Raw genomic sequence first — 23773 nt, 5'->3', positions numbered from 1 at the left:
TACGCTCGCTCCGCCGACCTGGACGCGGAGGGGTGTGGTCATGCGAACCTGGTTGATCACGGGGAATCGGACGACCGTCGAACGGGCCCGGGCCCTGTTCGAGACCGACGCCTTCGGGGCCCCGGCCGTCCTCAACGCGGCCGGCGCGCTGGCGAACGTCCGGCACCGGCTCGACGCGGTGCACGCCGAGCCGGTCGGCTAGGCGGCGTCGCGCGGCTCGACGTAGGTCGCCAGGCTGCGGATGAACATGTCCAGACCGAACTCGAAGCGCTGGCCGCTGTCGCCGGACATCAGCAGGTCGACGTGCTTGCTCAGCAGCGGAAACCGCTCCGGCGGCAGGCTGGTGAAGAACGACCGGACGCCGTCGTAGTAGGCCTGCGCGTACTCCTCGTGCGACTGCCCCGTCGCGGTGCGCCGCTTGCTGAAGATCGCTCCCTCGTACGCGTCCGCCGCGATGTAGAGCGCCAGGCGATCGATGGCGTACGCCGCGACCTGCGGCGGCACCCCGCCGGCGAGCATGATCGCCATCAGCCCCTCACCCATCCGCAGCCCGTTGAGGCCGGTCGGGATGTTGGCCAGGCTCACCCGGGAGATGTCGCGGTGCGCGACATAGACCCGGAAGGCGCTCATCGCCACCGCGCGCAACTGCTCCCGCCAGTGCTCCGGATCGGGCTCGGGCAACTCGACCTCGCCGAGCACCCGGTCGTGCACCAGCTCCAGCAGCTCCTCCTTGTTCGCCACGTGGGCGTACAGCGAGGCGGGGCCGGTGCCCAACTCCTCGGCGACCCGCCGCATGCTCACGCCTTCCAGCCCGTCGGCGTCGACCAGCCGCAGCGCCACGTCCACTATCGCGTTGCGGGACAGCGCCGGGCGCGTGCGCGACGGCTGGCGCGTGGGTTTCCACCCGGGTACGGGCAGGTCTTCGGCCATGTCGTGCATCGTACTCCCCGGCGAACGCTGTTCCCTGGACGAACGATGTTCGCTGGCGGTACGGTGTTCGCTGAACGTACGACGTTCGCCACAACGAACGATGTTTGGAACGGGGAGACCAAATGACCCTCACCACACCCTCGACCGCCCTCGACCCGCCTGCCACCCAGCCCTATCGCTGGCGCTGGGCCGGCCTCTTCGTGATCCTCGCCGCCGAGGTCATGGACCTGCTGGACGCCCTCGTCACCACGATCGCCGGGCCGTCGATCCGGGCCGGCCTCGGCGGCACGGAGAGCCTCATCCAGTGGCTCGGCGCCGCGTACACCCTCGCCATGGCCGTCGGCCTGGTCACCGGCGGCCGGCTCGGCGACCTGTTCGGCCGCCGGCGCATGTTCATCATCGGCGCCGCCGGGTTCGCCGCCTCATCGCTGGCCTGCGCGTTCGCCCAGGATCCGGGCATGCTGATCGCCGCCCGGGTCGCCCAGGGGCTGTTCGGCGCCGTCATGCTGCCGCAGGGGCTCGGCATGATCCGGGAGATGTTCGACCCGAAGGAGTTGGGTGCCGCGTTCGGCGCCTTCGGCCCGGTCATGGGCCTGTCCGCGGTCGGCGGACCGATCCTGGCCGGGTGGCTGGTCACCGCCGACTACTTCGGCATCGGCTGGCGCATGATCTTCCTTATCAACCTGCCGCTGGGCATCCTCGCGGTGCTGGGCGCGGTGAAGTTCCTGCCCGCCAGCCGCGCGAGCCACGCCACCCGGCTGGACCTGGCCGGCGTGGCCATCCTGTCGGCCGGCGCTTTCATGGTCATCTACCCGCTGGTGGAGGGCCGCGACCTCGGCTGGCCACTGTGGACGTACCCGCTGATGGCCGCCGGTGCCGTCACCTTCGGCCTGTTCGGTTGGTACACCAGGGGCGTGCAGCGGCGCGGCGGCGAGCCGCTGGTGACCCCATCCCTGTTCGCCAAGCGCGCCTTCACCGGCGGGCTGCTGGCCGGCGGCGCGTTCTTCTCCGCGATGATCGGCTTCTCCCTGGTGTTCAGCCTCTACCTCCAGATCGGCCTGCACGACTCCCCGCTCAAGACGGGGCTCACCGCGGTACCGCAGGCGGCCGGCATGATCGTCGGTTTCGGGCTGGCGAGCGCCGGGCTCACCGCGAAGCTGGGCCGCCGGCTCCTGCACGTGGGGCTGGTCGTCATGACGGCCGGGATCGCGCTGTTCGCGGTCATCCTGCACTCGGCCGGCACGGCGGGGGTCACCCCGTGGCACGTGGCACCGGCGCTGGCCATCTCGGGCATCGGGACCGGCCTGCTCATGGCGCCGTTCTTCGACCTCATCCTGGCCGGCGTCGAGGAACACGAGATGGGCTCCGCGTCCGGCACGCTCAACGCCGTCCAGCAGTTCGGCGGCGCGCTGGGCATAGCGATCCTGGGCACGGTCTTCTTCAACACCATGAAGATCGGCCCGCGGGGCCCGGTACCGAGCACCGTCGAGCACGGCATCCAGACCGCTATCTGGATCGAGCTCGGGCTGCTCGCGCTCACCTTCGTCACGGCCTTCCTGCTGCCGACGCGGCCCCGGCAGGACGAGCCCGCGCACTAGCGCGGCGGCACCGGCACCCGGGCCAGGTCGGCGGCCACGACTATCTGCCCGTCGAAGTGCCGGGCCGCCTCGGCGCCGAACGCGGTCGGGTCGGTGTACCGCTGCGAGAAGTGCGTGAGCACCAGCAGCCGTACGCCGCACTCGGCCGCGACCCGTCCCGCCTGCGCCGCGGTCAGGTGGCCGAAGTCCTCGGCCAGCTTCGCGTCCTCGTCCAGGAACGTCGCCTCAATGACCAGCATGTCCACCCCGTCGGCGAGCGCGAACACGTTGTCGCACAGCCGGGTGTCCATCACGAACGCGAAGCGCTGGCCGCGCCGAGGCTCGCTCACCTGCTCCAGCCGCACGGTCCGGCCGGCCACGCTCAGGCTGCCCTCGCGCTGCAGCCGGCCGATGTCCGGCCCGGCCACGCCGGCCTCGGCGAGCCGCTCGGGCACCATCCGGCGGCCGTCCGGCTCCACCAGCCGGTACCCGTAGCAGTCCACCGGATGCTCCAGCCGGCGCGCCGACAGGGTGCCGAACTCGCCCGTTGCCACCGGGCCGTCCCCGCCGATCGGCTCCTGGCGCAGATCGGCGGTCTCGTAGAACGACGAGGCGTGCCGCAGCCGTGCGAAGTAGGACTCCCCCTCGGCCGGATAGTGCGCGTACACCGGCCGGGCCACCCGGTCGAGCGACAGCCGCTGGACCACACCCGGCACGCCGAGACAGTGATCACCGTGGAAGTGGGTCAGGCAGATCCGGGTGACGTCGGTGGCACTGACCCCGGCGAACAGCATCTGCCGCTGAGTGCCCTCGCCGGGATCGAACAACATCCCCTCGCCGTCCCAGCGCAGCAGGTACCCGTTGTGGTTACGCAGGCGGGTGGGGGCTTGGCTGGCGGTACCCAGCACGACGAGTTCGCGCACCGGGTGACGATACGCGACCCGGGAGCGGCGGACTGTTTGGATTCAGGGCCTTGGCGGGAATACCTCCACTAAAGGAGGAGGTCGTCATGACCACTGCTCAGATAGTCATCCTGATCGTCGTCATCGTGGTAGTCGCCGCGATCGTCGCCCTGGCGGTGGCGTCGGCTCGCCGGCGCGCCCTGCGCCAGCGCTTCGGGCCGGAGTACGAGCGCGTCGTCGCCGAGCAGCCCAGCCGCTCGGCCGCAGAGCACGAGCTGCGGGAGCGTGAGCGCAGGCACGCCGAGCTCGATCTCCGGCCGCTGCCGGCGCCCGCCCGGGCGGAGTACGCCGCCGCCTGGCAGGACGTGCAGACCCGTTTCGTGGACTCGCCGCGCGACGCCGTACGCGCCGGCGATGAGCTGGTCACCCGGCTGCTGCGGGAGATCGGGTACCCGACCGAGGACTATGACGAGCGGTTCGCCACGCTGTCGGTCGAGCACGCCCAGACGCTGGGCCACTACCGCGACGCGCACGACGTCTTCCAGCGCAACGAGCGCGGCGAGGCGAGCACCGAGCAGCTGCGCCAGGCCCTGATGCACTACCGGGCCCTCTTCGACGAACTGCTCGGCGACGAAACGGCACCGCGGACCCAACCCGCGCCGACCGAAATGACCGAGCCGACGCAGCGGACCGAACCGACCGACCTGACGGAGCCGACCCGGCGAACCGAACCGACCCAGCGAACCGAACCCGCGCAGCGAACCGAACCGACGCGGCAGACCGAACCGACGCGGCGGACCGATGGGCCTCGGTCCGGCGCCACCGCCCGCTGAGCAACTGACGAACGAGGAGGACTCTCATGCGCGACAAGCCGCATGCCTGGCAGTACCGACCGACTGACGCGTCCGACCAGGCGACCGGGGCGGTCCCGGCGCCGCGCGACCCGGCCGAGGGCCCGCACGGCGCGCACGCGGGCGCCATCGACGAGACTCGCCCGGTCGACGAATCGACGGCAACGGCCGGACCGGCGACCGTCGATGAACCGGTAGACGTCCATGACCCGGTAGACGTAGATGACCCGGTAGACGTCGATGACCCGGAAGGCGTCGACAGGTCCGGGTTGGACGAGGATCGAGCGGATGCCGACGATCGGGCGGATGCCGACGAGCGTTTGACTGCCGGGGACCGGGCGGAGGCGGAGGAGCGAGCGCACGCCGATGAGCGGGCCCGCGCCGACGAGCGAACGGATGCCGACACAGACGAGCCGGCGATCGGCACGGCGCACGTTCCGTCCCCGCCTACCGGTGAGGCGATGCCCGCCAACGACGCGATGCCCGCCAATGACGCGATGCCTGCCGGAGAGGCGATGCCTGCCGGAGAAGCGATGCCCGGCGAGGCGATCGCGCCCGGACAGCGGGCGGACGGGCGCCGGGGCGACGGCGAGCTGATGCCCGGCGAGGTGGCCGAGCAGCCGATGGCCGCCCTGTTCGAGTCCGGCGCGGCCGACGACTTCCGCGACCGCTGGCAGCGGCTGCAGATGCGCTTCGTGGACGACCCGCGCGGTGCCGCCGAGGAGGCACGCGTGCTCACCAACGACGTCGTGTCGACCCTGCACGACGCGTTGAACCGGCGGTGCGACGCGCTGGCCGGCTGGCAGTCCGCGACGGCGGGCGACACCGAGGAGTTGCGCGTCGCGGTGCGCCGGTACCGCGACCTGCTGGACCAGCTGCTCGAGATCTGAGCCGACCAGCCGGGATGGGGTGGCCGCGGCCACCCCATCCCCACGTCTACGATGCCGCCTCAGCCGACCGGGGGCAGCCCGAGCAGGTTGGGCAGCGGCGAATCGGCGCGGCACGCCGCCGCCACCGTTGCCAGCGACTCGACCAGCCGTTCGGCCGCCCGCGCGCCGAGGGCGCGCCACGGTCCCTCGGCACGCCGGTCGGTCACGTCCTCGGCCTCCCGGTACAGCTGGGCGCCGGCCGCCGTGGTCCGGCCGCCGGCGTCGAGCAGGCCGCGCTCGACCAGCCCGTCGGCGGCGGCCTGCCACTGCTCGTCGGTCCAGCCTCGGGCAGCCTGGAGCACCTCACGGGACAGGTCGAGCCCGGCGCGCAGGATCAGCGCCTCCAGGCCGGAGATTCCGGCCGCGACCAGAGCGGCCACGTGGCCGTCGCCGCGGTGCTCGCGCAGCACGGTGGCCGCGTGCCAGAGCCGAGCCACCGGCTCGTCGGGGGTGGGCAGCGCGGCGTTGGCCGCACCCAGTACCCGTCCGGAGTGCTCCGCCGCCGCGGCTGCCTCGACCAGCAGGTCCACCGCCCCGGCCAGCGGCCCGATCGTCTCGTCGGTGAGGCCCGCGGTCGCGCGCAGCGCGTCGAGGGCGGCGCGCTGCCGGGCCACCAGCGCCCGCTCTGGGGTGGCTCGCTGCCAGATGTCGGGCAGCGCGCGAAAGACAACACTGGGCGCGAAGCTGAAGAACGCGGCCACCACCGGTGCCGGGCCCACGGCGCCCATCGGCGACGACCGGGCCGCGAAGTAGCCGCGCCAGAACCCGCGCAGGCCGGCCTCCTCCAGCGCCGGCTTGGCGGCCCCGGAGTAGATGACCCCGTGCACCGGCTCGAACACGGTCCACATCCGCCGGGCGGTGCCAGTGACCGCCGCCGTCATCGCCGACCGTCCGTGCGCATCAGGTAGTACAGCAACCCGTCCCCCTGAATTCCATTGACAGACGTAGCTAGGAGCGCGCTGAGTCTACTTCCACGACCCAGCGCGCGTCGAGAGGCCGGGCGCTCACCGTCGGGATCGCGTCACCTGCCGGTTCGCCGTTTGTTGTAGGCCGCCCGGGCCCAGAGATACCCGGCCACCGCGCCACCGGCGCACCAGGCGAGCGCTATCCAGCCGTGGTCGCCGATCGGAGTACCGGTCAGCAGGCCGCGCAGGGTCGACACGATGTGCGTCATGGGTTGGTTGGCGGTGAAGGCCTGCAACCAGCCGGGCATGGTGCCGGTGGGGACGAAGGCACCGGACAGGAACGGCAGCAGCTGGAAGATGGCGGCCAGGCCGGCCGCGCCGGACGCGGAGCCGGCGGCAAGACCGATCCCGGTGGCGACCCAGGCGACCGCGAACAGCATCAGCACCACCAGCCCGACGGCGGCCAGCCAGCGCAGCGGGTCGGCGGTAGGACGGAATCCGATGGCCAGCGCCACGAGCACCACAAGCGCGATGCCGAACAGCGAGCGCAGCACGCTGCCGACGACGTGCCCGGTCAGCACGGCGGTGCGGGCGATGGCCATGGTGCGGAACCGGTCGATGATGCCCTGACTGCTGTCGGTGGCCACGGCCACGGCGGTGACACTGGCCGAGTAGCTGGCGCCCATCAGGATGATTCCGGGGATCAGGTAGTCGACGTACCGGCCGCCGCCGGTGTTGATGGCGCCACCGAAGCCGTAGTCCAGCAGCAGCAGGAGCACCCCGGGCAGGATGATCGCCATCATCAGGGTCGAGGGGTTGCGGGTGGTGTGCCGCAGCACCCGGCGCAGCATGGTCGAGGAGTCGGTCAGCGCGTGGCTCACGGTGCTCATGGTGTCGTCGCCTCCTGGCGTTCGGCGCCGTTGTCGGTGTCGGTGTCGGTGTGCCCGGTGAGGGCGAAGAAGACGTCGTCGAGGTCCGGGGTGTGGATCGACAGCCCCTCCACCGCTATCGACCGGTCGTCGAACCGGTCGAGCAGGGCCCGCAGCGAGGCGACGCTGCCGTCGGAGGGGACCTGAAGGGACAGGGTGTCGGGGTCGCGCGGGACGTCGCCGAGCGCGCGGGCCGCGGCGTCCAATCCCGCGGCGTCGGTGAACCGCACGTCGATGTGACCGCCGGCGACCAGGCGCTTGAGCTCGTCGGGGGTGCCCTCGGCGACCAGCCTGCCGTGGTCGAGCAGTGCTATCCGGTCGGCGAGTTGATCGGCCTCGTCCAGGTACTGGGTGGTCAGGAACACGGTCACCCCACCGGTGACGAGCGCGCGGACGCCCTGCCAGACGGTGCGCCGGCTGCGGGGATCCAGGCCGGTGGTGGGTTCGTCGAGGAACAGGACACTCGGCCGCCCGATCAGGCTCATCGCCAGGTCGAGGCGGCGGGTCATGCCGCCGGAGTAGGTGCTCGCCAGCCGTCCGGCGGCATCGACGAGGTCGAACCGTTCGAGCAGTTCGGCCGTGCGCCTACGGACCTCCCGGCGGGGCAGGTGGTGCAGGTCGCCGATCAGGGTCAGGTTTTCCTCACCCGACAGCAGCGGGTCCACCGCCGAGAACTGGCCGGTGACGCCGATCGCGGCGCGGACCGCGTCGGGCTCCTCGGTCAGGCCGTGGCCGGCGATCCTGACCTGTCCCGCGTCGGGGCGGATGAGGGTGGTCAGGATGTTGACTGCGGTGGTCTTGCCGGCCCCGTTCGGGCCCAGCAGACAGAAGACCGTCCCCGAGGGCACCTCCAGGTCGATGCCGTCGAGCACGGTGTGCTCACCGAATGACTTGCGCAGCCCGGTCACCGTGATGGCGGGCGGGGCTGAACGATCGCGCATGGCTACCTCGTTTTCGGGTCTCGCCGGTGGGTGCACCGGTCAGTGGGTCTCGCCGCTGGGGTCGGACAGCTCGCCGGACGCTCGCAACGCGTCGCGGTGCGCGCGCCATTCGGCCAGCACCTGCGGCAGCCGCTCGCCGAAGAACTCCGCGGAGGCGACGAGTTCCTCCATGGCGGCGCGACGGGCCGGCGGCGCGTCGTCCAGCAGTTTCAGCCCCTCGCGGAACAGCGCGCCGTACGCGTCGAAGAGTTGGGAGGTGAGATTGCGCGGCTCGAGCGAGGTGAGCGTGAGGCTCACCCGGTCGACCCGCTCGCCCGCCGTGCGGGTGCGTGCGGCGTACCCGGCCCCCTCCAGCAGCTTGACCGCGCCGGCGATCGCGCTGCGACTGGCCAACAGCGCCTCACTCAGCTCGTCGATGGTCTGGTTCGGCGGATCGCAGATCATCAGGTATCCCAACAGCCGGCCCGCCATCGGCGGGAACCCGTGCTCGCGAGCGTAGAACCGCCCGGCGTGGTCAGCGAAGACCAACTCGTCATCCCTCGGCATGCGACGACAGTACCAGTGATGACAGAGATAACACAAATTTGTGTCATCACTGACGAACGCGTGCGGCCGGCGACCCGCCGGTGGTCCGAGCTTGGCTCAGGTGGTGGGGCCCGGGGTGGTTTCGGATTTCGTGTAGAGGACTTCGCGGCCCTGGTCCGCGGCGCGGATGAGCGCTTCGCTGACGAAGTCGAGGAACCGGGCGGCGTTTTCGAGGCGGGTGGCGGCGGGGGTGCCAGGCCCGAGGATGGCCACGCCGTCGCGTGCGGCTTCGATGAACTCGTCGTTGGAGCGGGCACTGCGGATCATCGATTGGTACCAGAGGTCGTCGTCGACGACGTAGCGTTCGCGGCGACGCTCGTCGCGCTGGCGGCGCACGAGGTCCAGGTCGCTGAGGAACGTGATGGCCTTGGAGACGGACGCCGGGCTGACCTGCAGGCGGGTGGCCAGTTCGGCGGCGGTGAGGCTGCCGGTGTCGGTGGTGTAGAGGCAGGCCAGCACTCGGGACATCATCTTGGGCAGGCCGGAGGTCATGTAGACGGTGGTGAGGGTTTCCTGGTAGTCGCGCACCGCTTCGGCGTCGCGCCCGTAGGGCTGCGGTGATGCCTGCGGGGTGCGGAGGGTGGCCTGACTGCGTCGGTGGGTGCGTTGTTGGGTGGCGCGGTGGGCCAGGTCGGGGCGGTAGCCGGTGGGGCCGCCGTTGCGGGATACCTCGCGAGTGATGGTGGAGGTGGGGCGGTCGAGGCGGCGGGCGATTTCGGCGTAGGCCAGGCCGTCGGCCAGTCCCACGGCGATCTGTTGGCGTTCCTGCTGGGTGAGTCTGCCTCCCGGCATCACGGCCCCCTCTTTCTGTGTCCCGCGGGTGCTTGCTGGCGTCCACGATAGCGTTCACCTTCATATATTGCAACGATCAACCACTCCGCCATTGCATTAAACGGGAGCCCGTTGCAATGATTGCAACACTCTGAGCTGCACGAATGCTAACCACAAGCAAAGACCTCATTGCGCAGATGTGGAAAGCAACGTAGCGTTTCCGGTGTCAGAAACAACCGGGCAAACACGGGAGACCACGATGCACACCTTCACCACCCCCACCCCCATCACCACCGTCCTGACCATCCCCGCCGGACGCGTCCAACTCATCGCCGCAGACCACGCCGAGACCACCGTCGAGATCCAGCCCACCAACGCCCACAAGGGCCGCGACGTCAAGGCCGCCGAGCAGACCACCGTCGAATACACCAACGGCACCCTGCGCATCCAAACCGCAACCAAGAACCAGTACCTCGGCCCCACCGGCTCCATCCAGGTCACCGTCAAACTGCCTGCCGGTTCTCGCATCGAGGCCAAAACCGCCGCGGCCGAACTGCGCACCGTCGGGCGTCTCGGCGACGTCACCTTCCACGGCGCCTACCACCACATCAAGCTCGACGAAACCGCCAGTCTGCACCTGACCGCCACCGACGGCGACATCGAGATCGGCCGCCTGCGCGGCCCCGCCCAGATCAGCACCGCCCGCGGCGACATCCGCATCACCGAGGCCACCGGCGGCGCGGTCGTGCTGCGCACCCAGTCCGGCGACATCACCGTCGGCGCCGCCACCGGCGTCTCCGCCGCCCTGGACGCCGGCACCAGCTACGGCCGGGTCAACAACGCCCTCAAGAACGACGGCACCACTCAACTCGACATCCACGCCACCACCTCCTACGGCGACATCACCGCCCACAGCCTGTGACCCACGGCCTTCAGGGCAACAGCAGTGCCACTGCGGCGAATGGGCCGCGCAAGCCTCATCGTGAACCGACCGAACAGGGCCGTCAGACCATGGGTCTGACGGCCCTGAACCGTTCCGAGCGTCGTCTTGGGCTGGGATTAGCTACATCACTGCTTACTGACGACCGGCCGGCGGATGGCCGCGATCTCGCCCACCCAGTCCGAGACCTTCTCCATGTCGACGACGGCGCCGGTGTGCGGCGCCTGGATCAGGTACTGGACGCCGTTGGCATCGCCGGCGTACATGCCGACGTGACCGGGATTGGAGATGCTGCCGTCGCTGCCGGGGATGAAGATGAGATCGCCGGGCTCCATCACCTGCAGGGAGGGCACGTCCACACCCACACTGACCTGACCGGCGGTGGTGCGTGGGAGGGCCACCCCGGCCTGCGCCCAGGCGGCCTGCACCAGCCCCGAGCAGTCCCATTTGTCCGGGCCGCTGCCGCCCCACTGGTACGGCTTGCCGAGTTGCTCCATCGCGAAGTCGATGACCGCCAGCTGCTGTGCCTGGCTGGGTGGCACGAAGCCCTTGGGGATGCCGGTGAGGCCGGTCGAGATCGAGCCGTCGCTATCCGAACAGGTGGTCGCCGCACCCGGCCACAACTTGCTGGTCAGATCCTCGGCGAGCCCCTGCCACTGCGCGTACGCGTTCGGATTGGCTGAGACCTGCACCGCCTGTGCGGCCACGCTCAGCGGCTCCACCTGCCAGTTCGGCACCTTCACCAACCGCTTGATGAACGCGGTGGTCGACTTGACCGGGTCGGCCGCGGTGGCCTCACCGTAGATCGACACTCGCTGCTGAAACAGCCCGATCGAGTCGTGGTCGACCTGCTGGAGGTTGTTCGTCAGGCTCGACTCCTGCATGGCGGTCGCCAGCGCGACGGTCGCCGCGTACGGCGTATCCGGCAGCAGCGACTTCACCGTGGACACGATGGTGGCCGCGTTGGCGAGCTGCTCGGCGCTCAGGCTCGTTCCCTCGACCTTCTGCGCCGAGCCGCCAGGCCCGCAGTCGGCCGCCGAGGCCGCCGGGACGCCCACCGCCAGAAGGAACACGACCACCGTGGTCGGGGCCAGAACGAGCAGGGCGACCAGGGCGAGGATCACACTTTTCACTCCGCCATCAACGCCGCATTCGTGTCGAACAGCGGTGCCTCCACCGGGGTACGCACCGTGGTCACCTTGAACACCCGGTCGCCGACCATCCACACCGCCCGGCCGGTGCGCTGGCGGGCCCAGCCGCAGACCCAGTCCCGGGCGAGGTCGCTCAGCCCGACGAGGTCGCGCAGCTCATCGGCGATCGTCGGGTCCTGCGCGAACATCACCTTGGTATCGCACAGGGCCATCATGTCCTTGGCGATCGACACTTCCTGGCTGCCCGCGTCGCCGACGCTGAGCAGGTCGCTGGGCTTGTGTGCGACCACGATCTGGATCTCACCGTCGTTGCGGGACAGCCGGAGGTCGGCGTCGAGCGACTGGACCGCGCCGACGCCCAGCCGCATCTGGCGCCACACCTCGTCGCGTACCACGATGGTGATCTCACCCGGACGGCGCAGGTCGGTCATCGCCCTGGACCACGAGTTCACGCAGGCCAGCGCCACGCCGACCACCTCGTCGCCCAGCTCGTCGAGGCGACGCAGGGACAGCGACTGGATCGGCGAGGACCAGTCCAGCCGCACCGTCGTCTCCGCGTCGAACAGGCCGGAAAGCGCACCGCGCACCAGCCCGCCCAGCGCGTCGGTGACCTGCCGGGTAGCGTCGATCATGCTCTGGATGTCCGGATACCGGCACGCCCGCGCCAGCTCGAGGGTCGGTCGGGCGAGCGCGTCGTGTACCTGAGGGATGGTGACGGTCCGCAGCATGCCGCCGCCGCGCGACCAGCCGGACAGCTCGCCCAGCACCGTGGTCAGCGCGCTCTCGTCGGATGGCGAGACGATCACGTCCCGGGCACCGACCAGGGCCTTGAGCAGCACCACCCAGCGCGCGAAAATCAGCGCCGCGCGGGATTCCCGCTCGATGGTCGACAGCCGGTCCCAACCGGTCCCCAGCGGGCCGAGGTCCAGCGGATTGATCCGGACGGGCAGGCCGAGGCCGAGCGCGATCGGCTCCGACCCGACCGCCCGGCACAGCGACTCGTACTCGCCCTTGACGTCGCCCGCGATGAGGGTACGCGCGGAGAACAGCATCATCCGCAACAGGAACGCCTTGACCGTGGTTGACTTTCCCTGGCCCGGCTTGCCGAAGAAGATCAGGTTCGGGTTGGTCACGGTCTGCGAGAGCACCCACCCGACCGGGTCGACATAGAAGCCGCCCGCCGACAGCGAGTCGTACCCCATCAGCGCGCCGGTCGGCGGCAACCCGTTCGAGGCCAGCAAGGGGAACACCCCACCGACCTCGGCGGTCGAGGCGCGGTACACCGCGAGCGGGGCCGCCATCGGCGACCAGCCGTGGCCGGGCAGCGACCGGCCCCGGCGCGGCGTGTCCGCGCGGATGAGCGCCGCTTCGGCCCGGCGGTCCGTGCCGTGCTTGATCGGCGCAGCGGTGGGCAGCTGGCCACCGAAGTCGGAGACCAGGTCGAGGACCGACCTGCCCTTGGTCTTGCGCCGGAACATCAGGCCTCCCTCCGATCGGGCAGGCCGATGCCCAGCGGCAGGCACGCGGCGACGAATCCGGAATCCTGGGCCAGCTCCAGCCTCAGCAGGCGGAAGTGCGAGGCGCGGGCGGTCGCCTCGAATCGGGCCGCGTGGTCGTCGATCGGCCATGAGGAGGGCACCGTGACGGCCGCCGCTCCGGCCACCCGGACCATCGTGTGACCGGCGGCGAGCTGCCCCTCATGCGAGGCGGTCTCTTGCTGTCGCCGCCGCTCCGCCCGACCGACCCGGAAGCCCCGGCGCATTCGGATGTCCGCGGACATCTCGGCGGACCAGATGTCCCGCTCGACCTGCCGGCCGGCCTTGTGCGGATCCAACGGTTCGTAGTGCAGCGCCAGCGTGCGCCGCTCGCCCGGGGCGGACGGCGCGAGCATCTGGGCCAACGCGCCGACCTGGGTCGGCAGCTCGGGCAGGAGCAGCGCGTAGCTGACCGTCGTGTACGCGTCGTGCGTGTAGCTGCGCGGTGCCGGCGCGGGTGCGGCCGCCGGACCCGCCGCGCCCACCGGGACACCGGTTACGGTCGGGCGCCCCCGGGCCGCCTCCTGCCGAGCCTGCTCCAGGGTCGCCGCCTCCGCCGGGTTGTACCCGGTACGGATCGCCGAGGCCACGTCCTCGGTGTGAAGCCACCGGAGGTGGGTGGCGCCCAGTCCCCGCAGGTGGTTCTCCATCTCCTGCATGTGCCGGTAGAGCACCCGGGCGCGGCCGTCGACGCCACCGCCGGCCTGGGCCGCGTTGCGCCGGATCCGCATCTCGGACACGCTCACCGTCACATACACCTCGTGACGCACAGCGGCGGCGACCACCGCGCGTTCCAGCTGCGCGCTGGCCTGCCGTACCACCTCGGGTGCGTTCATCGCGACGTTGTCCGCGATCCAGGCCGCCCGTTGCGCGCCGTCATCCGGCACGGTACGGACCAGGATGGAGACCCGGGAGATCTGCTCACCCCGGGCCGCGGCGGCCAGCATGGCGCCGAGTTGGTCGGCGTAGCCGTCCCGGGTGACTCCGTTCACCGAACCCAGCCCGGGGTGGCTCACCTCCGCCACCGCGGTCCAGCGGCCCGCCTGTGGATCCTGGATCACACAGACCCGTTGCAGGGTCGCGCCGAACGGCGGCCCGTCGTGCAGCCGCACGGAGGCCAGTACGCCGGGCAGATCCGGCGACTCCAGCTCATCCAGCGTGGCGGCGCCGGTCGACGCCGCGGACCGCCATCGTGACCAACCCATCGCTCTCCCCCACGAATAAAGACACAGGTCGAACAGCCAACGCACCGCCGGTCGACCGCGCACTGGCACCGCCACCAGTGCCGCCGCCAGCAGGGCGAACGGCGTGAACTCGGCGGCCAGCGCCCAGCGACTGCGGCCGATGGCGAGCAGGACCGGCAGGGCGGAGACGGTCACCAGGCACAGCTGCCAACCGTTGAGGCCCATGAACCAACCGAACCGTTCCCGCCGCCAGCCGCTGTACAGCCGGCTCTCGCTCGTCGCGTTGGTCATAGCGCCACCGCACCCAGGGCAGCGGCCTCGCCCGCCGCCGACCCGCCGGCAGCGGCTCCACCACCGACGCCACCGCTAGCGCCGCCGACGCCACCGGCAGCACCACCACCAGGGAGGCCACCGCCACCACCAGGGAGGCCACCGCCGGGGAGGCCGCCACCGGGGAGGCCACCGCCACCGCCGGAACCACCGCCACCACCAGGGAGGCCACCGCCACCGCCGGAACCACCGCCGCCACCGGAACCGTCGGAACCACCGCCGGGCTCGTCAGCGACGGGGGCCTGGTAGATCTCCGGCGGCCGCAGCTGACTTTCGTCGTTGTCGTTGTCGTTATCACCATCGCCGAGCCCTGCTTCCCGGTTGGCGGTAGTGCTGTAGCCCGTTGTCCACGACGGTCTCTTGACCGGATCGGGCCCGCCCTTCCAACCGGCGCCCATGGCGTCGAGGATGTTGCTTCCGAATGAGGCCAGGTTGATCGCGTTCGCCGCCGCCAGCTCCGGCGAGAAGACCGCACCGAGCACCATGTTGAAGCGCGAGTCGGTGCTGTCGCCGCCACCGCCACCACCGCCGCCACCACCGGACGTGGCGGCCCTCCTGGCGTAGTAGCCCCCGGTGTCGTCGAGGCTGTTGGGTTCGATCCACGCGAACAGCTTGAACAGCGCTATCGGAAGCCCCAGCGCGACGTAGAACGTGACACCGATGAGGAGCGTCTGCACGAGAATCCGGCTGACGCTCCCCTGATCGCCGCCGGTAGCCCCGGTCGACGCTAGCTTGATGCCTATCTGCATCGCCAGCGCCGTCGACGGCGTCGACACGCACAGGGCGATGGCCCAGCGCATGGCGATCCAGAACCATCGCCGGGTGGTGTCGGAGACCAACCCTGCGGCCACGATGGGGATGGTCGCCGCGAGGACCATGATGCCCGCCGCCCGGACCAGCGATTCGAGCAGCAGGCACACCGAACCCGGGATGAAGGTGCTGAGAGCGATGAACATCAGGGCGATGCCGCCCAGTTGCTGGGCACTGTTCTGTAAGACCGTGGACTTACCGGTGATCGAGACCCAGGTCCCGTCGCCGCTGGCAGTGAGGATGGCTTTAGTCATCCCATCGCTCGCCCCCACCATGACGCCCAAGATGCCGAGACCACCGGTGGCCGCCGCGAAATACTGGAATAGTCCAACAAATAGGCGGCTGAAGCCGTCGCCGCTTCGCATCACCGCGCGCCCGACCTGGACGAACGCCATCAGGATGAGCACCGCGCCGCCGATCCATTCGGTCAGCGGCATGATCCCCTTCAGTGGCCCGTTGGTCGGGTCGAGATTGGGGCTGATCTGAGCGTCACACCAGCTCAGCACCGAGCCGAGGAGTTGGGAGGCGAAATTCCAGACTTGGTTGCCGAAGGAGTCGAACACATCCGTCGCCGCCGTGCTCGCCGCGTGGCTCAACAGGCCACCGATAGCTGTGATGGGATTGGGGATATCAATGCCCATAAGATCAAGCTGCACGGTTGAATGCCCTCCATCCGGCTCGAACCGATTCGGCGCTACCCGGCCAGACCGGCGACGGGAACGCCGGCTGGTCGCCGGGTCCGATCCGCCACCGTCCGTCTGACCACACCATGCGTTGGCAGTCAGCGGCGCCGGAGCGGGCGAGCTGCGCTTGGGTCACGTCCCACTCGCCGAGCACGCAGGCCACCACGAAGTCGGCGCCGACCGTCCCCTTGATCTGCCCCTCCACGGCCTGAAAGACGACGATCGCCTGCCCGGCGTCGTCGCCCATCGACTGGTTGATCGAGGTCACGCCGGCGCTCGGCGTCCAATCGGCCTCTGAAACGGCGCCCGGCATGGCCGCCCAGGTGTACACCTCGTGCGCCTTGCCGACGTCCGTGGTGCTCAACGCGGCCTCGTCTATCGCGGCCAGCTGGCCGATCGCGCCCTCCGGTGTCTCCGGAAAGCCGGTCGGCACCGGCGGGCCACCGGCCCCCGGCTTGACGGTGGGCGCCGGCACGTCGATGGGTGGCCCCGCGGACGCGGTCACCAATGGCGCGGGCTGGGCCGCCGATTCCGGCAGGCTCATCATCGGCGCGGCGGCCAGCGCGTCCTGCTGGTCCTGGGGAGTGCCCGTGGCAGGATCGGCGGTCGGGCTCGAGGCCGTGCCAGGTGTCGCGGTCGCGCTGCCGCCCGCGATGGCGGGCGGATTCGCCTTCGCCGCCGGCTTGCGGGCCGCGTTGACGATGAGCAGCACCAGACCGGCGACGAGCGACAAGCCCACGACCGCCACGACCACGAGCACCGCCAGCGCACGGCCACGGCCGTTGTCGGCGATCGTGTTGACCATTAGTTGGTCACCGAGGTGATGAGCGCGTAGATGCCGACGTAGAGAACGGCTCCACCGAACGCGGACATCAAGATGGTGGTGCCGATCTTGCTGGAGCCGTGGTGGGCCAGGGCCCGGCCTCCGGCGATGGCGGCCGTGCCGACGAATGCCGCCGCGATGATGATGAACAGCACCCCCCACTTCACGTAGGCGAGCAACTGCTCCAGCGGCTTGTCCACGCCCGGCGGCACCGACGCCTTGGGATTGGGAACGGCCGGTGCGGCCACCACGTGGATAGCGTCCGCCAAATGATGAGCGAGCACTTTGACTTCCTCCCCATGACTTTCATCAGGAACGGCCGAACCGCCGTGCCTTTCGGTTGTGCTGTTGTGGCGCGAGTGCCTCACCGATCGGGCCACCAACGCCCTGAAGCAATGCCATCGCTGTGCGCACCGAGTTCGCCGGCACGGGCGCGACGGACCAGCCGGCCGTCGCGGCCTCGGGTGACGGCGAGATGAACAGCGTCCGTTCGGACAGCGACTCGAGCTGTAGACCCATCACCGCCCGCACGACAGTGGGCCACGACTCGCCGCCCACGGCGACCGCGCACCCCATCTCGACGAAGCCGCGTTGCCGCACGCCGGTGTCGTATCGGGTCAGCATCCCCTCGGCGAGGCCGACCGAGCCGACCGTCGAGCGCATGACCACGACGGGAAAAGTACAGGTCGGTGATCCGGTACACCAGAGCAGAGGGCCCAACGATTCACCCGGAATCGTCAACGGCCACACGTCCCAACCCACATCGACGATGGTCAAATCGAAGTCGCTGGGCTCGGCGGAGGCCCACGACGTGGGCAGCGGCAGTTGGGCGATGGTGATGGGAGTACCGGTGCCAACCAGCCGGCGCACCGCCAACCTGCTGTTCTGGACCGTCCGGGTGCCAATCCGCATCGCCGAACGACCGTGCGCGCCGGGCACCGAGCGGCCCTCCACCGCACAGACTCCGGCCAGTCCGGAGCGCGCCGGGTCGGCGCTGTCTATCAGCAGCACTCGGAGTCCGGCGACGGCCGCGGCGTCGGCGAGGGCGAGTGCGACACCCGAGGCGCCCGCCTGCGGATGCGCACCCAACACCGGAATAACCGTACCGAGTCCAAGATCGCTGGGGTTGAAGGCTCCGGAACGACCGGGAGACGGATTGGGGAACGACACCGGACGCGACGGTGTCGTGGTCAGTTCATCCATGGGTTCACAACATCCAGCCCTTGCCGTGCCTCTACGGCTCGTACCACTCGGAGGTGTTCAACCGGGCGGTGTGGGCGTAGTTGACGAACGGGTCCTGCTCCTCGGCCATCCGGGTGTACGCCTGAATCATCTCGGTCGTCTGGGCCCTGCCGGCGGCGATCTCCGATGCGTCTTTGCGCTCCGTTATAGCGGTCATCCGCACCTCGACCGGCCGCACGTTGCGAGCCAACACCACCGCCCGGCCACGCGGTAGCGTGCGCAACTCCTCCGGCGACAGGATCCGGTCGCTGGTCAGGTGGCCGCCGCCCCGTGACTTGTTGGGCAGGTCGCCGATCAGCTTGGACAGGTCCTCCAGGTCGGCGGCGTTTCCCTGGCCGCCCAGCACCATGCGGACCGCGGCCATCTCCCAGAGGCCCGGGCCCCACGTATCGCGCATCGAGGTCAGCGACGACACGTACACGTGCAGCGCGATCGACTGATAGACGGCGTCGCCCATGTAGCTGCCCAGGTTGGGCATCGGTACCAGGGCCGCGGCGTCGTTGAGCTCGATGCTGACCGGCGGATCCAGCCGGGCGTTCGGCGCCTGCCGGCCGATCCGGTAGATCTCGTAGAGCAGGTCCTCCATCAGGGCCGTAGCCACCGGCGTCACCGTCCGGTCGCCCACCACGTACAACGTGTTGCGGCCGGAGAGGAACTCTCGCAGGTCGAAGACCTCGTTCGGTCCGGGCGAGCACGCCTCGAGGATTCTCGGGTCGGAAAAGCTGTTGAGCGCCTGCACCACCGTTGCCCACACCGCGCCGCTGTGCTCCGGATTCGCCTGCGCCGCCGCCTCCAGCGCCATCGCCCAACCCCGCGCCGCCGCCCCCGCGGCCTCGGCCTCGCGCAGCAGCGCGACGGGCTCGGGATCGGTCGGCCGGGTCGACCAGCGAATCACGTCCAGCAGCGTCCGACCGCCCAGCGCCGCGGCGTGCAAATAGCAACGCAACACCATGGTCGCCGCGGTGACGAAGTTCGCGCCCTCCCCGCCCGGACGGAACCCCGCACCGTGGATGAACGCGCGGGCCCGCTCATTCGCGATGCGCGGGCGCTCCGCGCCGGCAACCGGCGACCAGCGCATGCGGTCGGGCCAGTTGGTCAGGCCGATCGGATCGAAGACCAGGACCCGGCCCACCTTCGCCCGAGACGCGTAGAAGTTGGCGAAGGACGGCACCACATCCGAGCCGAGCGAGGTGTGGATGGACGGTCCCGGAGCGTCGATGGTGAACTGGTCGCAGAGGAACGGCTCCTTACCCTGCGACGGAGGCGCGACGACCAGCATCGTCTCGTTGACCGAGGCGTACACGCGGCGCTGCGAGCGGATGTCGCGCCCCAGGTAGAACCCGACCTCTTGGGGGTCGACGTCACGGCGTCCCTGCGAGGACGGTCGAGCGACGGCCCCCTTCGCGATGATGGCCTTCACGCCCATCGTCCGGCGGATGTCGTTGCCGGGAGCGAACCCGAGCCGGAAGTACCGCAGCGGCTGCCGGCGCCGGAAGTTCAGCATCAACCGCACGACCTGGACGGTCAGGAACGCCAGGATCACGCACAACACGATGAAGATGAAAAAGACCAGCCAGGCCGGCCCGACCGCGGCGGCCGCCACGACGGGCCAGGCGCGCGCCGGATCGCCCGGGTGCTTGACCCAGTTCTCCATGATGGTGACAATGTCGGCCGGCGACGAATGCGGCCAACCGTGCCCGGTCAGCAGACCGGCGACTTCTCCCGCGAACCAGAACGCGATACCCAGCGCAAACACGATCTCGAGGATGACGAGCACGAAGTAGGCGAGGTATTCCGCAGGCGCGCGGGGCGACCCATCACTCACGGCTGCTCCCCTTCTACCGATAGCCCGTATAAATTATCTGTCATGATCTCGCAGCGCAATGAATCTCACGTTCCGCTACGAGGTTACTTGCGGTAGTCGGGTCCACACTGGACAACAACCACCGCCACGAGTCCACGATGGACAGAACGAAGAAATCCCTGGTCCGCCGGGGTGGCGGCGCCCATCGCGGCAACTCGCTGCGCGCGTCAGACCTCGAACATCGCCGATGAGCGCGGTAACGTTTTACCCGGAGGTAACCAAGGACGGTGGTCGTGGACGGACTCGGGCACGTACACCTGGCGATCCGGTCGTCGGCGTGAACGCCGACCTGGTCGGCAGGGTCGTCCTGGTCACCGGGGCGGCCCGGGGCATCGGCGCGCACACCGCGCGGCTGGCCGCGGCCCGGGGCGCCCGGCTCGCCCTGATCGGACTGGAGCAGGACCGGCTGGCCGCGCTGGCCGCCGAGTTGGGCGAGGGGCACGCCTGGGCCGAGTGCGACGTGACCGACCAGGTGGGGCTGGAGCGGGCCGTCCGGTACGCGGCGGACACGCTGGGCGGCATCGATATCGTGCTGGCCAATGCCGGGGTGGCCAGCTACGGCACGGTCGAGGTGACCCCGGTCGAGGCGCTGGCGCGCACCATCGAGGTGAACCTGCTCGGCGTGGTCCGCACGGTGAGCACCACCCTGCCGTACCTGGCCCGGCGGCGCGGGTACTACCTGTTGGTCTCGTCGGCCGCCGCGTTCACCGCGCTGCCGGGGATGGCCGCGTACTGCGCGTCCAAGGCCGGCATCGAGCAGTTCGCGAACGCGCTGCGGCTGGAGGTGGCGTACCGGGGCATCGGGGTGGGCACCGCGCACCCGGCGTGGATCGACACCGACCTGGTCCGCGACGCCCGCCGGGACCTGCCCACCTTCGGCGACACCCTGCGCCGGCTGCCCTGGCCGGTCGGGTCGGTGGCGCCGGTCGACCGGTGCGCGCGGGCGCTGGTCGACGGCATGGCGCGCCGGCGCCGGCGGATTTATGTGCCCGGCGCGATCGGGCTGGTGCAGGCGCTGCGCACGGTCGTGCTGGGCCCGGTGGGCGAGGCGGTACTGCGCGGCGGCGCGCGCACGTCGGTGCCGGCGCTGGAGTCTGAGGCACGCGCGCTGGGCCGGTCGTTCGGTGAGCACAGCGCCGGCGGATCGGCCCCGGATCGGAACAGCCCGTGATAGCCCTGCACCGGGTCGGCGCCGGCGAACCCCTGCTGCTGTTGCACGGCATCGGTCACCGCTGGCAGGCCTGGCAGCCGGTGCTCGGCCCGCTCGCCGAGCACCACGACGTGCTCGCCGTGGACCTGCCCGGCTTCGGCACGTCCCCGCTGCCGGATGGGCCGATGGACATGCCCGCGACCGTCCGTCGACTCGGTGAATTCCTCGACGGCCTCGGCGTCGCGCGCCCGCACGTGGCCGGCAACAGCCTGGGTGGTGCCGTCGCGCTGGAGCTGGCCGCGCACGGCCTGGCCCGGTCGGCGACCGCGCTGTCACCGGCCGGCTTCACCAGCGCCTGGGAGCTGCGCTGGGCGCTGTCGGTCCTGCGCCTGCACCGATGGTTGGCCGCACGGCTGCCCGACTCGGTGGTGTACCGCGTCGCCCGTTCACCACGACTGCGCGCGCTGGCCTTCGGCATGATGGTGGCCCGGCCGGGCCGGCTGGATCCGGACGCCGCCGCCGGGGATGCGCGGGCGCTGCGCGACGGGCCCGGCTTCGCCACCGTGGCGCGGGAGGCCCGGCGGTACCGGTTCGGTGGGAGCCCGGACGTTCCGGTGACCGTCGCCTGGGCCACCCGCGACCGCATCCTGCTCCCCCGCCAGGCACGGCGGGCGGGTCGGGCGCTGCCCCGGGCCCGGCACGTGCCGCTGCCCGGCTGCGGTCACCTGTCGATGAGCGACGAGCCGGAGTTGGTCGCCCGCGTCATCCTGCGGACCACCGGCGCGCTGCCGGCCGAGGGGCGCTGACCCCGGGCACCAACCGCGTGACCCGGCGCACCCGTTACGGCTCGTCCCAGTCGTTGGTGTTCCCGCGGGCCGCGTGGGCGTAGTTGGTGAAGGGATCCTGCTCCTCGGCCAGCTGCGTGTACGTCCGGATCATCTGGGTCGTTTCGGCCTTGCCCGCGGCGATCTCCTGGCCATCCTTGCGCGCCGAAATCTCCCTGAGCTGCACCTCGACCGGGCGTACCAGGCGAGCCATCACCACGGCCCGGCCACGCGGCATGGTGCGCAATTCCAGCGGCGACAGCACCCGGTCGCTGGTCAGGTTGCCCGCACCCCGTGACTTCTTCGGCAGGTCGCCGATCGTCTTCGACAACTCCTCCAGCTCGGAGGCGTTCCCCGTGCCGCCCAGCACCATGCGGATCGCGGCCTGTTCCCACAGCCCCGCACCCCAGGTGCTACGCATCCCGGACAGCGACGACACGTACACGTGCAGCGCGATCGACTGGTAGACGGCCTCGCCCACGTACGTGGGCAGGTTGGGCATCGGTACCAGGTTCGCGGCGTCGTTGAGTTCCACGGTGAGCGGGGGATCCAGCCGGGCATTCGGCTCCTGCCGGGCGATCCGGTAGATCTCGTAGAGCAGATCCTCCATCAGGGCCGTGGCCACCGGTGTCACTGTCCGGTCGCCCACCACGAACAGCGTGTTCCGGCCGGAGAGGAACTCCCGCAGGTTGAAGACCTCGTCGGGCCCGGGCGAACAGGCCTCGAGCACCTTCGGGTCGGAGAAGCTGTTGAGCGCCTGCACCACCGTCGCCCACACCGCGCCGCTGTGCTCGGGGTTCGCCTGCGCCGCGGCCTCCAGCGCCATCGCCCAACCGCGGGCCGCCGACCCGGTCGTCTCGGCCTCGCGCAGCAGCGCGACGGGCTCGGGATCGGTCGGCCGGGTGGACCAGCGGATGACGTCCAGCAGCGTCCGACCGCCCAACGCCGCAGCGTGCAGGTAGCAGCGCAGCACCATGATGGCGGAGGTGACGAAGTTCGCGCCCTCGCCATCCTGGCGGAACCCCGCGCCGTGGATGAACGCGCGGGCCCGCTCGTTGGCGATCCGGGGGCGCTCCGCGCCGGCAACCGGCGACCAGCGGAAGCGATCCGGCCAGTTGGTCAGGCCGATCGGGTCGAAGACCAGGACCCGGCCCACCTTCGCGCGGGAGGCATAGATGTTGACGAAGGAGGGCATCACGTGCGAGCCGAACGACGTATGGATGCACGCTCCCGGCGCGTCGATGGTGAACTGGTCGCAGAGGAACGGCTCCTTGCCCTGCGACGGAGCCGAGACGACCAGGAGCGTCTCGTTCACCGAGGAGAACAGCCGGCGCTGCGAACGGATGTCCCGGCCCAGGTAGAACCCGACCTCCGTCGGCTCGATGTCGCGACGCCCCCGGTAGGACGGCCGCGCGTCGTTGGCCTTGGCGATGACGGCCTTGACACCCATCGAACGCCGGATGTCGTTGCCGGGAGCGAACCCGAGCCGGAAGTACCGCAGCGGCTGCCGGCGCCGGAAGTTCAGCATCAACCGCACGACCTGGACGGTCAGGAACGCCAGGATCACGCACAACACGATGAAGACGAAGAACACCAGCCAGGCCGGCCCCACCGCGGCGGCCGCCACCGCTGGCCACGCCCGCGCGGGATCGCCCGGGTGCTTGACCCAGTTCTCCATGATGGTGACGATGTCCGCCGGTGACGAGTGCGGCCAACCGTGCCCGGTCAGCAGCCCCGCGACCTGCCCCGCGAACCAGAACGCGATGCCGATGGCGAACACGATCTCGGCGACGATGAGCACGAAATAGGCGAGATATTCGGCAGGTTCGCGAGATCCATCACTCACGACGACTGGTCCCCTTGAGTCGACAGCGGGTACACGCTATCCGTCGCGATCTGCGAACGCCATGAAATTAA

At 70.5% G+C, this 23773-nt stretch carries 23 protein-coding genes; 7 read left to right on the top strand and 16 right to left on the bottom strand.

The window, feature by feature from the left end; translation table 11 throughout:
* Positions 1–40 precede the first annotated feature (40 nt).
* Positions 41–202 (top strand): hypothetical protein, encoded by a 162-nt coding sequence (locus ABEA87_RS19765; RefSeq protein ID WP_345631529.1) that lies wholly within the window; start codon positions 41–43, stop codon positions 200–202.
* Here the strand turns inward: ABEA87_RS19765 and ABEA87_RS19760 are convergent.
* Positions 199–930, bottom strand: coding sequence for a TetR/AcrR family transcriptional regulator C-terminal domain-containing protein (locus tag ABEA87_RS19760; protein ID WP_345631528.1), 732 nt, complete (start codon positions 928–930; stop codon positions 199–201). The two genes, ABEA87_RS19765 and ABEA87_RS19760, sit on opposite strands and share 4 nt — an antisense overlap.
* A 122-nt stretch (positions 931–1052) precedes the next feature.
* Between ABEA87_RS19760 and ABEA87_RS19755 the strand changes: the two genes are divergently transcribed.
* Positions 1053–2528, top strand: a complete 1476-nt coding sequence (locus ABEA87_RS19755) for an MFS transporter (protein ID WP_345631526.1) — start codon at positions 1053–1055, stop codon at positions 2526–2528.
* Here the strand turns inward: ABEA87_RS19755 and ABEA87_RS19750 are convergent.
* Positions 2525–3430 (bottom strand): ribonuclease Z, encoded by a 906-nt coding sequence (locus ABEA87_RS19750; RefSeq protein ID WP_345631524.1) that lies wholly within the window; start codon positions 3428–3430, stop codon positions 2525–2527. The genes ABEA87_RS19755 and ABEA87_RS19750 overlap by 4 nt on opposite strands.
* 86 nt (positions 3431–3516) lie before the next feature.
* Between ABEA87_RS19750 and ABEA87_RS19745 the strand changes: the two genes are divergently transcribed.
* Both ABEA87_RS19745 and ABEA87_RS19740 read left to right on the top strand, forming a co-directional pair.
* On the top strand, positions 3517–4242 hold the full coding sequence (locus tag ABEA87_RS19745) for a hypothetical protein (RefSeq protein ID WP_345631522.1): 726 nt from the start codon (positions 3517–3519) through the stop codon (positions 4240–4242).
* A 26-nt stretch (positions 4243–4268) separates the two neighbouring features.
* A complete protein-coding gene (locus ABEA87_RS19740) occupies positions 4269–5150 on the top strand; it encodes a hypothetical protein (RefSeq protein ID WP_345631521.1) in 882 nt (293 codons plus the stop codon).
* 59 nt (positions 5151–5209) lie between these two features.
* On the opposite strand, the gene ABEA87_RS19735 is transcribed toward ABEA87_RS19740, so the two are convergent.
* From ABEA87_RS19735 to ABEA87_RS19715, 5 genes are all read right to left on the bottom strand, one after another.
* Positions 5210–6070, bottom strand: coding sequence for an SCO6745 family protein (locus ABEA87_RS19735; RefSeq protein WP_345631519.1), 861 nt, complete (start codon positions 6068–6070; stop codon positions 5210–5212).
* Positions 6071–6210: 140 nt separating this feature from the next.
* Positions 6211–6984 (bottom strand): ABC transporter permease, encoded by a 774-nt coding sequence (locus tag ABEA87_RS19730; protein ID WP_345631517.1) that lies wholly within the window; start codon positions 6982–6984, stop codon positions 6211–6213.
* Complete coding sequence (locus ABEA87_RS19725) at positions 6981–7964, bottom strand: ATP-binding cassette domain-containing protein (protein WP_345631516.1); 984 nt, start codon at positions 7962–7964, stop codon at positions 6981–6983. The genes ABEA87_RS19730 and ABEA87_RS19725 overlap by 4 nt, the downstream gene beginning before the upstream one ends.
* 39 nt (positions 7965–8003) lie before the next feature.
* A complete protein-coding gene (locus ABEA87_RS19720) occupies positions 8004–8510 on the bottom strand; it encodes a GbsR/MarR family transcriptional regulator (protein WP_345631514.1) in 507 nt (168 codons plus the stop codon).
* Between the two features lie 96 nt (positions 8511–8606).
* A complete protein-coding gene (locus ABEA87_RS19715; protein ID WP_345631733.1) occupies positions 8607–9341 on the bottom strand; it encodes a GbsR/MarR family transcriptional regulator in 735 nt (244 codons plus the stop codon).
* Between the two features lie 238 nt (positions 9342–9579).
* Between ABEA87_RS19715 and ABEA87_RS19710 the strand changes: the two genes are divergently transcribed.
* Entirely contained in the window at positions 9580–10242 is a 663-nt protein-coding gene (locus tag ABEA87_RS19710; protein ID WP_345631513.1) for a DUF4097 family beta strand repeat-containing protein, read from the top strand.
* Between the two features lie 146 nt (positions 10243–10388).
* Here ABEA87_RS19710 and ABEA87_RS19705 read toward each other — a convergent pair whose 3' ends face one another.
* The 8 genes from ABEA87_RS19705 to ABEA87_RS19670 all read right to left on the bottom strand — a co-directional run bounded on the left by ABEA87_RS19705 (position 10389) and on the right by ABEA87_RS19670 (position 19843).
* The gene (locus ABEA87_RS19705; RefSeq protein WP_345631511.1) at positions 10389–11393 is read right to left on the bottom strand and encodes a C40 family peptidase; all 1005 of its coding nucleotides are present in this window, start codon (positions 11391–11393) and stop codon (positions 10389–10391) included.
* Entirely contained in the window at positions 11390–12889 is a 1500-nt protein-coding gene (locus ABEA87_RS19700; protein ID WP_345631509.1) for an ATP-binding protein, read from the bottom strand. Before ABEA87_RS19700 ends, ABEA87_RS19705 begins: the two co-directional genes overlap by 4 nt.
* On the bottom strand, positions 12889–14421 hold the full coding sequence (locus ABEA87_RS19695) for an SCO6880 family protein (RefSeq protein WP_345631508.1): 1533 nt from the start codon (positions 14419–14421) through the stop codon (positions 12889–12891). Before ABEA87_RS19695 ends, ABEA87_RS19700 begins: the two co-directional genes overlap by 1 nt.
* A complete protein-coding gene (locus ABEA87_RS19690; protein ID WP_345631506.1) occupies positions 14418–15926 on the bottom strand; it encodes a hypothetical protein in 1509 nt (502 codons plus the stop codon). The genes ABEA87_RS19695 and ABEA87_RS19690 overlap by 4 nt, the downstream gene beginning before the upstream one ends.
* Positions 15916–16758, bottom strand: coding sequence for a hypothetical protein (locus ABEA87_RS19685; RefSeq protein ID WP_345631505.1), 843 nt, complete (start codon positions 16756–16758; stop codon positions 15916–15918). The genes ABEA87_RS19690 and ABEA87_RS19685 overlap by 11 nt, the downstream gene beginning before the upstream one ends.
* Positions 16758–17060, bottom strand: coding sequence for a hypothetical protein (locus ABEA87_RS19680; RefSeq protein ID WP_345631503.1), 303 nt, complete (start codon positions 17058–17060; stop codon positions 16758–16760). Before ABEA87_RS19680 ends, ABEA87_RS19685 begins: the two co-directional genes overlap by 1 nt.
* 25 nt (positions 17061–17085) lie before the next feature.
* On the bottom strand, positions 17086–17868 hold the full coding sequence (locus ABEA87_RS19675; RefSeq protein WP_345631501.1) for a hypothetical protein: 783 nt from the start codon (positions 17866–17868) through the stop codon (positions 17086–17088).
* Positions 17869–18010: 142 nt separating this feature from the next.
* The gene (locus ABEA87_RS19670) at positions 18011–19843 is read right to left on the bottom strand and encodes a type IV secretory system conjugative DNA transfer family protein (RefSeq protein WP_345631499.1); all 1833 of its coding nucleotides are present in this window, start codon (positions 19841–19843) and stop codon (positions 18011–18013) included.
* A 316-nt stretch (positions 19844–20159) separates the two neighbouring features.
* On the opposite strand from ABEA87_RS19670, the gene ABEA87_RS19665 reads away from it, so the two are divergent.
* A complete protein-coding gene (locus tag ABEA87_RS19665; protein WP_345631497.1) occupies positions 20160–21053 on the top strand; it encodes an SDR family oxidoreductase in 894 nt (297 codons plus the stop codon).
* The gene (locus ABEA87_RS19660; protein WP_345631495.1) at positions 21050–21838 is read left to right on the top strand and encodes an alpha/beta fold hydrolase; all 789 of its coding nucleotides are present in this window, start codon (positions 21050–21052) and stop codon (positions 21836–21838) included. The genes ABEA87_RS19665 and ABEA87_RS19660 overlap by 4 nt, the downstream gene beginning before the upstream one ends.
* 34 nt (positions 21839–21872) lie before the next feature.
* Here the strand turns inward: ABEA87_RS19660 and ABEA87_RS19655 are convergent, their stop codons facing one another.
* A complete protein-coding gene (locus tag ABEA87_RS19655) occupies positions 21873–23702 on the bottom strand; it encodes a type IV secretory system conjugative DNA transfer family protein (RefSeq protein WP_345631494.1) in 1830 nt (609 codons plus the stop codon).
* Positions 23703–23773 lie beyond the last annotated feature (71 nt).

The sequence above is a fragment of the Rugosimonospora acidiphila genome, assembly GCF_039543385.1.
GTDB lineage: Bacteria > Actinomycetota > Actinomycetes > Mycobacteriales > Micromonosporaceae > Rugosimonospora > Rugosimonospora acidiphila.
This window is presented reverse-complemented; position numbering and strand designations above follow the sequence as displayed.